Origin of the sequence: Parasphingorhabdus sp. (assembly GCF_036963705.1) — a bacterium.
GTDB lineage: Bacteria > Pseudomonadota > Alphaproteobacteria > Sphingomonadales > Sphingomonadaceae > Parasphingorhabdus.
Window position 1 is genome coordinate 1 of sequence record NZ_JBALUT010000072.1, and the last position, 13,681, is coordinate 13,681.

General features: G+C 56.3%; 7 protein-coding genes. All 7 read left to right on the forward strand.

The features are described from left to right. Positions 1-813: cobaltochelatase CobT-related protein (locus tag V7680_RS13155; RefSeq protein WP_442955043.1), on the forward strand; the 813-nt coding region annotated here is incomplete at its 5' end. Between the two features lie 4 nt (positions 814-817). Then, complete coding sequence (locus tag V7680_RS13160) at positions 818-1,489, forward strand: nitroreductase (protein ID WP_335653725.1); 672 nt, start codon at positions 818-820, stop codon at positions 1,487-1,489. Positions 1,490-1,726: 237 nt separating this feature from the next. After that, a complete protein-coding gene (locus V7680_RS13165; RefSeq protein ID WP_335653726.1) occupies positions 1,727-4,822 on the forward strand; it encodes a CHAT domain-containing protein in 3,096 nt (1,031 codons plus the stop codon). After that, positions 4,822-6,876 carry an adenylate/guanylate cyclase domain-containing protein gene (locus V7680_RS13170; RefSeq protein ID WP_335653727.1) on the forward strand — a complete coding sequence of 685 codons (2,055 nt, stop codon included), beginning with the start codon at positions 4,822-4,824 and terminating at the stop codon, positions 6,874-6,876. The genes V7680_RS13165 and V7680_RS13170 overlap by 1 nt, the downstream gene beginning before the upstream one ends. Further along, complete coding sequence (locus V7680_RS13175) at positions 6,863-7,663, forward strand: hypothetical protein (RefSeq protein WP_335653728.1); 801 nt, start codon at positions 6,863-6,865, stop codon at positions 7,661-7,663. Before V7680_RS13170 ends, V7680_RS13175 begins: the two co-directional genes overlap by 14 nt. Positions 7,664-7,765: 102 nt before the next feature. Beyond that, the gene (locus V7680_RS13180) at positions 7,766-9,559 is read left to right on the forward strand and encodes a ShlB/FhaC/HecB family hemolysin secretion/activation protein (protein WP_335653729.1); all 1,794 of its coding nucleotides are present in this window, start codon (positions 7,766-7,768) and stop codon (positions 9,557-9,559) included. A gap of 133 nt (positions 9,560-9,692) precedes the next feature. After that, the coding region (locus tag V7680_RS13185) for a beta strand repeat-containing protein (RefSeq protein ID WP_442955044.1) at positions 9,693-13,681 on the forward strand (3,989 nt) is incomplete at its 3' end.

Below are 13,681 nucleotides of genomic sequence, written 5' to 3' on the forward strand. Positions count from 1 at the left end.
AACTTACAGGGCGCGGTGACCAAGCTTGCCAACCGCCTGCAACGCCGCCTGATGGCGCAGCAGAACCGCAGCTGGGACTTTGATCAGGAAGAAGGCATGCTGGATGCAGCCCGCCTCGCCCGGGTGATCAGCAATCCTTCGCACAGCCTGTCTTACAAAATCGAACGCGAAACCAAATTCCGTGATACCGTCGTCACCCTGCTGATCGACAATAGCGGTTCGATGCGCGGACGTCCGATTTCGATTGCCGCCATTTCCGCCGACATCATGGCCCGGACATTGGAGCGTTGCGGTGTCAAGACCGAGATTCTCGGCTTTACCACCCGCGCCTGGAAAGGTGGCCAGACCCGTGAAGACTGGCTCGCGGCGGATCGCCCGACCAATCCCGGGCGGCTCAATGACCTGCGCCACATTGTTTACAAAAAGGCGGATGAGCCCTGGCGCCATGCCAAGAAAAATCTCGGCCTGATGATGCGCGAAGGCCTGCTGAAAGAGAATATTGACGGCGAAGCCCTGCTCTGGGCCCACAGCCGGCTGATCGCCCGCCCCGAAGAACGCCGCATCCTGATGGTGATATCCGATGGCGCGCCGGTCGATGACAGCACCCTGTCGGTCAACCATGGTGCCTATCTGGAGAACCATCTCCGCAAGGTAATCGAATGGATCGAAAGCCGCTCGCCAGTGCAACTGGTCGCCATCGGCATCGGCCATGATGTGACGCGTTATTATAAAAAGGCGGTCACGATCATGGACGCCGAACAACTGGGCGGCACGATGGTCGAGCAACTTGCCGGACTATTCGATGAGGATTGAGTGAATGAACGTAACCGAAGCCGTCACCTCTCGCCGCTCCGTGCGCCAGTTTCTCGACAAGCCGGTCGACAAGGCCATTCTCGAACAAGTCCTGAAAACCGCACAACGCTCTCCATCCGGTGGTAACACCCAGCCGTGGAATGCTGTTGTTGTCGGCGGCGATGAACTGACCCGGATCACCGATGTGGTCAAGGCCAAGGCCGCGACCGCGCCAATGGGCGAGAATATAGAATATGCGATTTATCCCAAGGAACTCGACGGGCGCTATGAAGCACAGCGCCGCGCGGTCGGGATAGAGATGTTCAACGCCGTCGGGCTAGAACGCGGAGATGGCGCTGGACGGATCGCGCAAATGGCGCAGAACTGGGACAGTTTCGGCGCACCGGTGCAATTGTTCACTTATACCAAGAAATATATGGGTCCGCCGCAATGGTCGGACATGGGCATGTGGCTGCAAACCGTGATGCTGTTGCTGCGCGAAGCCGGGCTCGACAGCTGCTCCCAGGAAATCTGGGCGATGTACGGCACCCATATGCGCGAGCTGCTGGACATCGACGACGATCATATATTCTTTTGCGGCATGGCGATCGGCTATCGCGATCCGGATGCCCCTATCAATAATTTTGACGTTCCTCGCGTGCCGATCAGCGATGCAATAGAGTTTCGCGGACTTTAACCAGCGAAATTCCTGATTTTTCACGCCAAATTCTGAAAATTGTCCCGCTTTGTGACAATAATCACCCAATTTACCCCGAGAGTCGATAATCTACTATCTGAGACTCGGATTCGACCGCCAACTGGTGTAGCGATACAGACATTCTGGGTCGCAATCGCCGTTGCCGAAGTCTGAGGGGGCTTGGCAATGCACTAATATTGTGGGGAGAATATCGTGCACCGGACAAGGATTGGCACATTGACATTGGCTATGGGTTTGCTTGCAAGCCCGGCGACGGCGTTTGCACAAGGCACGCCGGTTTCGCTTCGCGACAGTTTCCCGATCGGAAGCAGCAAAGGCATTTTATGCCAGGTACAGGATCGCAGCATCGAAAATAAAGCGAAGGCCAATATGTTCGACCGCAGCTGGGCGGTGGTTTGCCGCGATAGTGCGAGACCGGTCGGTTTTATCTATTCCTCGCGATCGTCCGAGCAGAATTTGCTCGATCGCATAGCCCCCCACCGCAGCGAACCTGTGACCTGCACCGCAAGTACGGCGCAAGCGCCCCTCGGAGACTTTCGTCACAGTGCCTGTCATCTCGCGGCGGAGCCAGTTGCCTATTCGGTGTTTCAGGGCCAGCAAAACGGCACTTCCTTTGTAGCGGAAGGCCTGGCCGCGTACGACAGCGCGACACTGCTCGCGCTCAAATCGATTTTGAATGATTCGATTGTCGACGGCAAAATCGATGTCGCCTCTACTTCGGTCGAAGATCCCTTTGCCTTTGCCCGGGTTCAGGCCGCAACGCTCAAACCCGTCCAGGCTCTGGCTGAAGGTTACAGGCGGAATCTCAGCGGCGATTATGCGGAAGCCGCCGCCTTTTTCGAAACACTGCAACAGCGCACATCCGGGATGGAAGGGGAAGACATCAACCCCGACGAATATCTGATCAACCGGGCCTTGCAGAAATCCAATCTCGGTGAATTTGCCGAAGCCGATAATCTGTTCGAACAAGCAAGGGACCTCGATGGTTGGGGCCCGGTGACCGAACGGCTGCAACGGAATTTCGAGGCTATACACCTGCTCAATCAGGGACGTTTCAGTGAAGCTGTCGAACGAATAAACCGCCCGCTACAGACCAAGCTCGCACAGCAGGCTGGGATGACCGAGCGCCTGGAAATCACCGCTCCGATTTCTACCCGGATCAACGGAAGCGTTCGAACCCGCAGCCTGCTCGGCTTTGTCGATGAACTGAAGTTAAGCGAACAGGAACGTGCCGAGATCATCGATGCGCAGGCATTGCAACTTCTGGGCACCGCCCAGCGGATCAATGGCGATCGAACGGCAGCACGCGTTTCGCTGGTCTCCGCTTATAACCGCGCTGTCGCGGTTCGCGATGGCCGGGTTACATCGATCACCCGCCTGAGAGCCCAGACCCTCTCCGAACTGGCTTTGATTTCGGAAGCCGAGGGGGACTTGGGCGAAGCGGAGCAATTGCTCCGCGATGGCCTGGATCTGCTGACCATCCAATATCCGGAAACGCGAGCGGTCAACGGCGCCAAGGCACGCCTCGCATCCTTTCTGTTGCGGCGAGGCAAGGAGGCCGAAGCCCGACAATTCTATAGTGAGGTGGTAGACAGCTCCTTGGGCAAACGAAGCGCGATTTCCGGGATGGCCAATCAGCTTGCTCCCTATTTCAAGCTTCTTGCCACAGACCAGACGGCGACCGAACAGTTTTTCAAAGCCTCGCAGATCTTGGTTCGTCCGGGCGTCGCCGAAACCCAGGCGGTTCTTTCGCGCGAGCTCAGCGGAGGCACAGATGATGCCGCGCGCCTGTTCCGGCAATCCACCAATTTGTCGCGTAGCATTGAACGGTTGCGGATACGGTTCTCCGCCTTGGGGAAATTGGAGCAATCAGCGGCGGTCAGCATGCAAAGCAGCGATCTTGCAGTCGAAATTGAAGCGCTGGAACGAAGCCAGCAACTGACTCAGGTTAGACTTGCCGAATTCCCGCAATATCGTGCGGTTGCTGAACGCTTTCTCAACCTCGACGAGTTGCGGGCTAATATGCTGCCCGACGAAGCCTATATGCGGATGGCGATCATCGGCGGCGATATTTTCATGTTCTACACCGATCAAACAGAGGCAAAAACCTACAGGATACCGCTTGACGAAGGTGAACTCGATAAAAATGTCGACACGATCCGCTCTTCGATATCGGTTTACGAAAATGGCCAATATGTCACCTATGCCTTCGACATCGAAGCCGCGCGCTCACTATATTCCAGTCTTTTCGCACCGGTTTCCGACCAGCTTGCGGAAAAGAAGCATCTGATATTCGAACCCGACGGGGCAATGCTCCGGTTGCCGATCAATCTGCTGGTTGCTGATGATGCATCGGTTTCACGATATCTTGCCAGAACGTCAGCGCCTGATGGCGATTTCTTCGATTTTACCGATGTCAAATGGCTCGGCAGGAATATTGATATCAGCACCGCCGTATCGGCACGGGCATTCACCGATGCCCGTCAGGCTCCCCAAAGCGCTGCATCGATGCAATATCTGGGACTGGGCCGGAACGAACCGATATTGGCCAATACCAAGATAGCGGGCATTCGCGGTGGGGCTCAGGATATGAATGCCAGTTGCCAGTGGCCACTGAGCCAGTGGAATAGCCCGATATCCGACAGCGAGTTGAAAGAGGCGCGGTCTCAGGTCGGCTCGGAAAGTTCCGAAATCATTACCGGCGCTGCATTTACCGATACCGGCATTTTGTCGAAGGGCAATATCAGCGATTATCGCATCCTGCACTTTGCAACCCACGGTCTGGTAACCGCACCCAATCCGTCTTGCCCCGCAAAACCGGCTCTGCTGACTTCTTTTGGCGAAAAGGGCTCAGACGGTCTTTTGGCCTTTGACGAAATTTTCGACCTCAAGCTGGATGCCGATATCGTCATTCTGTCCGCATGCGATACGGCTGGCAAAGCCAGCATAGCTGCGACCCGCGCTGCGGGCGTCAGCAGTGGCGGTGGCACCGCCCTGGATGGCCTGGTCCGTTCCTTCATCGGTGCTGGCGGACGTTCGGTATTGGCCAGCCACTGGCCTGCTCCGGATGACTTCCGCGCCACCGAGCGACTGATAAACGGATTGTTCAGCGGTGGCAGAGGCCAATCGATTACGGGAGCGCTAAGAAATTCCCAACTGGAATTGATGAATGACCCGCTTACATCGCACCCCTATTACTGGTCCGGTTTTGCCTTGATCGGTGACGGAGCCCGGCCATTTTTGCCTGGTGCCAAGGACCCAGCCGTTAAAGCCGAGGCGGATTCCCCGGCAAGCAAAGGCGCTCTGAAATAATGGCAACAACCGCCCTGCCCACAGATCCGGCAAAAAATAACCGAGATGTAAAGGAAGGCGCCAGGGGCGTGATGCAATCCCTGCGCCGTCTGTTTGATCAGCTTGGCCCGATCCGTCTCGGGTCGACGATATTGTTCATTATCCTTGCAGTGCTTGTCGCCCGATATGCATGGACAACACCGCTGATCCAGGAAGCCGAGCGCGCGCTCTATGACTTGCGCGCATCGGTATTCGCACCGGAAATCGACAAAGACGAAAATATCGTCATGGTCGTTTATAACGAAGATACACTCAAGCTGACCGGCCAGCGCTCTCCGGTTGACAGGACAATATTGGCGCAGGCGCTAGAGACCATTGATGCCGCAGGCCCCAAATCGATCGGCATAGATATATTGTTCACGATGCCGCAGGATGATGATGATCTGCTCATCTCGGCTTTCAAGAATATGAAAACGCCGACCTTCCTGGCTTATGCCGACCCCAGGGAAAATCCCGAGATCACATTTGCGGAACATGAATTTCTGCAACAGTTTTTCGAAGAAGCCCGCACCGAAAATGTTCGGCCCACCAATATCAAGCTGGAAACCGATAGCGACGGCGTCCAGCGCCGATGGACACCACACCGGCCCGGTGCACCGCCGTTCATGGCCATCGCGCTGACCGCGCCCAATCCGAAATTCGCCAAGAACGGCGGCGCTATCCGCTATCATGTACCGGCGGCAACCGATGTTCCGGTGTTCGACAAATTTCCGATCGAGAATTTTGCCGATCCGGCAATAGCGGAAATGCTGGGATCTTTTATCGCCGGCAAGCGTGTGCTGATCGGCGGCGACTTCATCGATCGCGACCGGTTTGAAACCCCCGTAGGCGGACTGGCCGATATCAGAGGTGATGATGGCAAGATGATCGGGCTGGAGGTCCATGCCCACATGCTCGCGCAATTGCTCAATGATGATCTGCCTGCCCCTATCCCAAGCTGGACCTTGTGGGTCGGCGCGCTGATTGTTGCGATTTGTGGAGGCCTGTCCGCTCTGATCATAGGCAATGCACTTAAGGTCGGTTTCGTGCTGCTCGGCCAGTTTGCATTCTTTCTCATATTCCCTTTCGTGTTGCAGAATATCGGGATCGACACGCTTTCGCTACCGGCCTTTGGATGGGGTGTCGGGTGGCTGCTCGGCTATGCCTCGGTCGGTTCGGCCGCGCGGACGATCAATTCCAAACAACGGGCATTTGCACAGAATGCGCTGGGAAAATATTTGCCGAAATCGATCGCAAACGAGATTTTGAAGGACCCCGAGAAACTCGCGTTGCACGGAGAGAAACGCAAAATATTCGCGGTATTTACCGATCTCGAAGGCTTTACCAAGCTGACCCATGCGATCGAACCGGAAATGGTCGCAACCTTGCTCAACGATTATCTCGACCGGCTGAGCGAAGTGGCGCTGGAATATGGTGGCACCATCGACAAATTCGTCGGCGATGCACTGGTGACTTTCTGGGGCGCTCCCATTGCCTATCCCGATGATGGCGAGCGGGCGGCGAGAGCGGCTTACGCGCTTTATCTGGCGGGCGAAGACTTTCGCCGCAATGTTCCGGAAGGCGTGCCGCCGATTGGCAGAACCCGGGTAGGCATGCACTATGGGGACGCCATCGTCGGCAATTTCGGTGGTGAAGGCCGCATCCAATATACCGCACTCGGTGACGCCATGAATACAGCAGCCCGGCTCGAAGCCGCCAACAAGGCACTGGATACCAAAGTGCTGCTTAGCCGCGAAGCAATGGAACGGACCGGTCTCGACTGGTTCAGGCCTATGGGCCGGATCACGCTGCGCGGCCGGTCAACGCCGGTCGAGGTTTTCGAACCGGTGCCGGACTGGGAAGATGATGCCCGTGCAACAGTGACCGCAGTCATAGCAGCCCATGAAATAGGTGATACTGCTTCTATTCAGGCACTGGGTGCCATGACAAAAGAATATGGTGAGGATCTAGGTCTCGCCAATTTGCTTAAAAGATTGAAAAAGACAAAAAATGGAGAAAGCTATGCACTTGGATAAATCTGATCCGGCAACATCCGGAAGAACACTTCCCCGCCTTGCGAAAGCGGCTTTTGGCACAATATTGCTTTTCGGTGTTGGCAGTGTCGCGATGGCCCAGAATATGGTCATGCGTTCGACCGGTCCTTCAGCGAGCAGCTATCCCGCCGGCAAGAAAATGGCGAATGATGCGAAAATTTCGCTGAAGGCTCAGGATCAGGTGACGATCCTGACCAAGGCAGGAACCCGCGTCCTCAAAGGTCCGGGGACCTTTTCACTGGCACAAGGCGGTGGATCTGCATCGACCGCATCGCGCCGTCTATCGAGCTTCATCAGCAATCGCGGCAGCAGCCGGGCGAGGACCGGAGCGGTTCGTGCAGCGGGCGCAGTCGCGGTCGAAACGCCGCATAATCCGAACCTGTGGTTTCTTGACGTAACCAAAGGCGGAAAATTCTGTGTTGCCGATGCCGATGCGCTGATTGTCTGGCGGCCTGATTATACGGGATCGGCGACGGCTTCGATCGTCGAACCAAAGGATGGCAATGTTACCGAAATAGCCTGGAGAAAAGGCAGCGCACTGAAGGCGTGGCCGAAAGAAGTTCTACCGGTAACCGATGGCGCAAGCTTTCGTCTGCTCGGTTCGAATGTACCACAATCGGTCGAGGTAAATTTTGTTGTGTTGAAAAATGAACCAACCGACCTTGATGACGCGGCGTCGATGCTGATCGAGAACGGATGTTCCGGCCAACTGGACTTGCTGGTCGAGACACTTAGTTTGAACAACGGGGACTCTGCAGATCAGGGTTAGACTATGAAGAATATCTGCCGTCCGGAATGAGGGCTGGACGGCAGAGTGAGTATAAGATGATTCATGGGGTCGCAAAGGGATCATCGCAAGACGGGGAAAAATATGTCGCTAGCGCGCACAACGTTTCGAACAACTGCTTTGGCGGCGAGCTTTGCCGTGTTTTCAACGAGCCTGCCGGTCTGGGGACAGTCTTCTGTCGCAGCGCCGACCAGAGAAGAGATCCAGCGCGGAGTCATTGACGAAGCGCTCAAGGGTCAGGCCCAGGCGCTGTCGGTCGACGGAGAAGTCGAACGGTCCGCCTGCCCGCTCGCCGGGCCGGAATTTTCCGACCTCCGGTTCACGCTCAAGAACGTTGATTTCACCGGATTGATATCGGTCGATGCCGCTTCGCTCAGTTCATCCTATGCCGATTATGTCGGGCAGGACGTGCCGGTTTCGGTGGTCTGCGATATCCGCGACCGGGCAGCAACGATTTTGCGCAACGCGGGCTATCTCGCCGCCGTGCAGGTACCACCGCAAACCATCGACCAGGGCAATGTCCGTTTCGACGTGCTGATGGCGCGAATGACCTCCGTCCAGGTCCGTGGAAACGCCGGACCGTCCGAAGGCCTGCTGCAGAAATATATCCAGAAGCTTGCCGAACAACCGGTTTTCAATATCGATACGGCGGACCGCTATCTGCTGCTCGCTCGCGATATACCGGGCCTCGATGTCCGGCTTTCGCTGCGTCCGGTTTCCGCCGAATCCGGCGGTCAGCCCGGCGAAGTGGTTGGCGAGTTCAACGTTGTCCGCACCCCGATTTATGCCGACGCCAATATCCAGAATTTTGGTTCCGAGGCGGTCGGACGTTTTGGCGGACTGGCGAGGCTCCGGTTCAACGGACTCACCGGACTGGGTGATGAAACAATCATCAGCGGCTATTCGACTGCTGACTTCAAGGAGCAGCAAGTTCTGCAAGTCAGCCACGAGTTCCGGGTCGGTGGCGAAGGATTGAAATTTGGTGGTAATTTTACCTATGCATGGACCAAACCGGAAATAGCAGGCGGACTGGATGTCAAATCCGAAACCCTGGTCGCCGGTGCTTATGCTGCTTATCCATTCGTCAGAAAGCAGTCGCGCAATATATTCGGGACCGTCGGCCTCGACTTCGTCAACCAGCGCACTGATGTTCTGGGCGTACGCACCAACGAGGACAGGTTGAGCATTGCTTATGCCCGTCTCGACTTCAACCAGATCGAGCAAGGCAGCATTTCCGGGCGTGGCGGCTATTCCGCATTTGAACCCAAATGGGGCATGGGCGGTTCGCTGGAGTTCCGTCAAGGCCTCGACATATTGGGCGCAAGCCAAGGCTGCGGCCCTGCTTTTGTCAACTGCATCGGCCAGACCGTCTTTCCGACCCGCGCCGATGGCGATCCGACCGCCTTCGTCGTCCGGGGCCAGGCCAGACTCGATTTCCGCCCTACCCCGCTGCTCGCACTGACGTTGAAACCTCGAATGCAATATTCGCCGGACGCCTTATTCTCCTATGAAGAAGTATCCGGCGGCAATTATACCACCGGTCGCGGCTATGATCCCGGGACGATCATCGGTGATAGTGGCTATGGTTTGCAGACCGAGATCAGCTACGGCTCTCTGGTACCCCAGACCCCTGAAGGCGTCGCCCTCCAGCCCTATCTGTTTTTTGATCTGATGGGTGTCTGGAACAAGAATGTTCCGGGTGATCCCCAGAAACTTTATTCCGCTGGTGGCGGGGTGCGCGCGACGATTGCCCAGCACGTCAGTCTGGATTTGACCGCTGTTGTCCCATTGAAACGCGCAGCCTTTCAGACCCGACGCGACGGCCCACGGGCGCTGCTGAGTTTGACCATCCAGCTCGCTCCCTGGAGGCGCAGATGATGGAATCATTGTTCGACCAGAGAATAGCCGCAGTTCAACCGAGGACAGCAAGATGACGACAAGACCGCAACGCAGAAACCCGAAAGCTACCCCAGGCCTCGGCAGAAAAATGCGCTGGCTATCCGGAAGTTCTATGGCCGCAGCAGCCGTCCTGCTCGCCGCCGCTCCGCACACGGCACAGGCACAGACTTTCACACCGGTCGATGGCCAAGCTTTTCAGGCAAGTGTGACGAGTCCGACGGGAGGCGCGGTCTTTTCGAGTCCGCGTACGACCAATCTGGATCAGCTACAAATATCTCTGAGCGAAGTAGTGTTGAACTGGACACCGCTCGACACAAATGCACCCACCTCGGGTGCCGATGGCCTGGTCAACAACCCGATTAATATTTTGCCGGGTGGAAGAACTCTGCGCTTTGTATCCAACGGCACAAACTATACGGTTCTGAATCGTATATTGCCGCAGGTAACCGCCGATGGCAGACCGGTGCAGTTCAACGGCGCTGTCGAGAGCTTTTTGGATCTTGGAGCGACGACTCCGGGCGGGAATATCTGGTTCTATAGCCCGGGCGGAATTATCGCCGGCGCCACCAGCACATTTGACGTCGGCAGTCTGGTGCTGACCACGAACAATATAGATACAATCAGCAGTACGATGAGTTTCAACGGTGTTGCTGGCAGCAGTTCATCGGTGATCATCGAAAATGGCGCCACAATCAACGCGCTGAACGACCGCAGCAGCTATGTAGCCATGGTGGCGCCGCGTATCGTTCAGGGCGGCGATGTAACGGTCGATGGTTCGGTCGCCTATGTCGCTGCCGAGCAGGCTGACCTGACTATCAACAACGGACTGTTCGATATTTCGATCGGTATGGGCACCAGTGATGCCAACGGTATTGTCCATACAGGAACCACAACTGGGCCAGCATCAACTCCAAGTTTTAACGGCGATGGCGCCGTGACCAATGCCGACGCGCAGGCTATTTACATGGTCGCTGTACCCAAAAATACGGCCGTGACCATGCTTGTCGCCGGCACAGTGGGTTATGAAGAAGCAGTCGATGCAAACATCGTAAACGGCAATATAGTGCTCAGCGCCGGAGGCAATGTTACAGCTGGCGGCTCTACAACCGCACCGACAAATTCTATTGAAAAAAATACGACTTCAACTGCAGCCGCCAATATCCAGATCGGCGGCACCGGCGGGGCCGCTTTCGGTTCGACCCTGAATTTATTCTCAGCCAATGATATCACCCTTTCAGCGCTATCGGTTGCCGATTCAATTGTCATCTCCAACACTCAGGGTTCGCAGGATTTAAACCTGACCTCGGGCAATGAAATCAATCTGAATACATCAGGCGGTGGCCAGATATTGGTCAATGGCGATGTGAATTTGACAGCCGGTACCGGCGCCACCGGCGGCAATATCAACCTGAATCTTGATCGCACAGGTTTTGCAACTTCGGCCAACACAGGCCTTACCCTGTCCGGTGATTTGAACTTCGATAGCCGCGGCATCGGTGCCGATGATTTTTTCACGGTTCTTAACAATGGCGGTACCGGAATCGGTCAGGATGCCACCGGCGGAGACGTCACCATCAACATTACCAATGGTGGCGTGTTGGATGTGGGCGGAAATGCAACGTTCCTGACCAGCGCCCAAGGCGGCAAAGGCGAGATTCAAAACGGTTTCAGTCAGGCAGGCAATATCGCGTTCAACATGGACAGCGGCACAGCGCAATTTGGCGGCAATATTGCTTTCAACGCTTCGGCCATAAGTACAGGGTCGGGAAAGATCGGCGGAAACGGAGCCGGTTTACTGGGCAGTGACGGCATCGCCGGCAATGTCGTGCTGAATCTGTCGGGCGGCGAGATGACGGTCGACGGAAATCTTCAGATAACAACCGATGCGGAACGTACCAGCGGGTCAGACATTGCAGCAATCCAGAACAATGTCGCCGTCGCAGGCGCAGTTGATCTTGCCATCTCAGGCGGGTTGCACAGTTTTGGAAGCGTGGGAATTTCCAGTTTTGCAGAGGGAGGAGTATCCCTTGACGCCGGCGGCAACGGCATCGCCGGTAACCTCAGCCGCGGCACGGTTAATTTTGCCGTCAGCAATACCGGCACCAATGTATCCATAACCGACAACATGGTTATTGACGCCAGAACATCCGGCAATATTGTGAGCGATCCTGCGATAGACGCGGTAACGATCAGCACACTCGATACAAGCGAGGGTGCGGGGCTCGATATTGCGAACGATATCTCGATACGAACCGAGGCGTCCAATGGTCTTGCCGGCAGTACCCTTACGTCCGGATCTGTCTCCTTAACTGCCGAAAATGGCAGCATCAGTTTCGGTAGCCTTATCGTTGATACCAGCAGTTCAATCGAATTTTCCACAACCGAATTGAGTTCGCTTCTGACCGCAGGTGATATCGATTTAGTCGCTCGAAATGGCGGACGAATTGCCGGTGGCGATGTCGATTTTTACAGCTATTCTGACTCCACAGGCACGAACGGCGTCAATGCGGCCGGAGGGGATATTCTGGTTCACGCGGATGATGGTTTCATAACTCTCACCGGACTTTTCTCGGTAAACGCCAGTGCACAGGCGGGCGCAAATGATTCATCAACTTTGACACCGACCAATGCCCAAGGTGGTTCAACCACAATCTTGCTGGAAGGCACGTCACCAATCAGCAGCAGGATGAGTTTTACCGACATTGATTTCAACTCCGACGGATCGATTCTTTCCGGCCCGGAATTTTCCGGACCGTTTGAAGGAAATGGCGGCTCCGGTGTTGGTGGCAGCGTGATCTTTGACCTTCTCGGAGGTACATTCATTGCAGGCGATATTGAAGTCAGTGCGGGCGGTGCCGGTGGCCGGGGTGGATCCGAAGTGACCATACAGCCTGCCATTTCGGTGGCACCATTTGCTACCGCCTTTGCTGCACCCATGGACCTTACCGTGGTAAACGCAGCTATGGCAGGTGGCGTGTCCGCGGGTGACGGTGGGGATGGTCAGGGCGGCAATGTGACGTTCAATCTCAATGGTGGCAACGCAACTGTCACCAACTTGACGATCAGTGCAAACGCCTTTGGCGGCGATGGCGCTGATGGAGATATCACCAGCGGAACCGCTGGAGGCAACGGTGGTCGCGGCATCGGCGGCAATGCCACGTTCAATGCTATAAATGGCAATCTGACCATTACCAATACCCTAACCGTGTCGGCAGACGCTAATAACCCCGCCTCTGCTCCGTACGGAGCCAGTGCCTCAGGTGGCTTCGGCTACGGCAGCGACGGCGGCGACGGCGGTGCCGGACTGGGTGGTACAGCAACATTCAACATGGCAGGAGCGGCTACCATTGACGCGCAGACGCTACGGATCAGCGCCTCCGCCAACGGCGGCTATGGTGGCTCTACCAATGAGAGGTTCGATCCAGTTGCCAGCGCTACAGTCATCGGTGGACAAGCCGGATCAGGCGGCGACGCAACCGGCGGAGACGCCCTGCTAAGCGATACGTCCGGCACCTTGACCTTTGGATCGGCAAACGTAGAATCCTTGGGTACGGGCGGCGATGGCGGAAACAATTCGGGTGGCGGCGGCTCGGGCAATGCGGACAGCCCCGGCGGGAATGGCGGTATCGGCAGTGGCGGCAGTGCCACAATTGATCTCAACCAGGATGATCCGACAAGTCGCGTGTTGACTACCAACGCCAGCGCCACAGGCGGAGAGGGCGGTTACGGATTAACCGGTGGCAACGGAGGCGGTGCCTATGGCGGTGTGGCAGTAATCAATGTCAATAATGCAGCCGTCGATTTGGACGATCCGACGATAGTAGCAAATGCGACCGGCGGTGATGGCGGTCAAGGCAGAATCGACCCGGCAAATAATACCGGCAACAGCGGCAATGGCGGCGATGCGACTGCGGGCACGGCACGATTACAGGTCACTGGCGCGGGCGGGAATATCGATCTCGGCTTCATTGTATTGGAAGCAGATGCCACCGGCGGTAACGGCGCGGAAGGTTTCTATCTATTCGGCGGTGGCCTAGATGGCGGTGATGGCGGAACGGGCGGTAATGCCACAGGCGGCACCGTCGAACTGATCGCGCGCAC